1 protein-coding gene and 1 pseudogene are annotated in these 620 nt (G+C 45.8%); both read right to left on the bottom strand.

Annotated features, from left to right (window positions below; all coding sequences use genetic code 11):
- Positions 1–193: pseudogene (locus HMPREF9304_RS12385) on the bottom strand (helix-turn-helix domain-containing protein); the annotation flags it as partial.
- A 20-nt stretch (positions 194–213) separates the two neighbouring features.
- Positions 214–483, bottom strand: a complete 270-nt coding sequence (locus tag HMPREF9304_RS14225) for a helix-turn-helix domain-containing protein (protein ID WP_081953722.1) — start codon at positions 481–483, stop codon at positions 214–216.
- Positions 484–620: the final 137 nt, after the last annotated feature.

The raw sequence follows: 620 nt of genomic DNA, 5'->3' as shown, positions 1-620 counted from the left end.
TGTACTCTTGGAGCGTGCGTGTGCTGAGCCGTAATTGGCTGCAAACCTCCTCGCCTGTNAGGTAAACCTCTCCGCCCAACATCGGACGGGCTGTAGAACAATAACGCTCCAGTTTCTTCAAAGTACCCTCCATCAACTGTGCAAACATCTGCATTTGAGGGCCTTGCTGTGTAATGATTTCATTCTCTTCCATAGTTCATTCATTGTTTGAGTTCATTCATTGTTTGCATTCAGTAACTCTGCGATGTCGCTCTCCTTATAATAGCATTTATGCCCAATGATGGAGAAGGGTATTTTACCCNTGTCGCGATAGGATTGCAGGGTNCGTTTGCTGATGCCGAGCCTNCGGCATACGGCTTCATTGTCGAGCCATTCGTCCGTTTCGGGCGGATTGCCGATNAGNTGTTCNATACTGTGGATAAAGTCTGCAAATTCGGANCNGTGTNGCTCCCACGCTTTGCGGTCGATGATAATGAGTTTCATTNCCTTGATTTTNTTTTGATTACTTTATTGTTACTCGGCAAACAAACTNTTATGCAGTCCATTGCCGTACTTATNGAGTGCAAAAGTAAACCCTCGGAAGCACNGCTGCAAGAAATGAGGAAAAGCAGGGAAATAGA

The organism is Hoylesella timonensis S9-PR14, from assembly GCF_000762405.1.
Lineage (GTDB): Bacteria > Bacteroidota > Bacteroidia > Bacteroidales > Bacteroidaceae > Prevotella > Prevotella timonensis_A.
The sequence above is the reverse complement of the archived record's forward strand: the minus strand, read 5'-3'. Positions and strand labels throughout refer to the sequence as shown.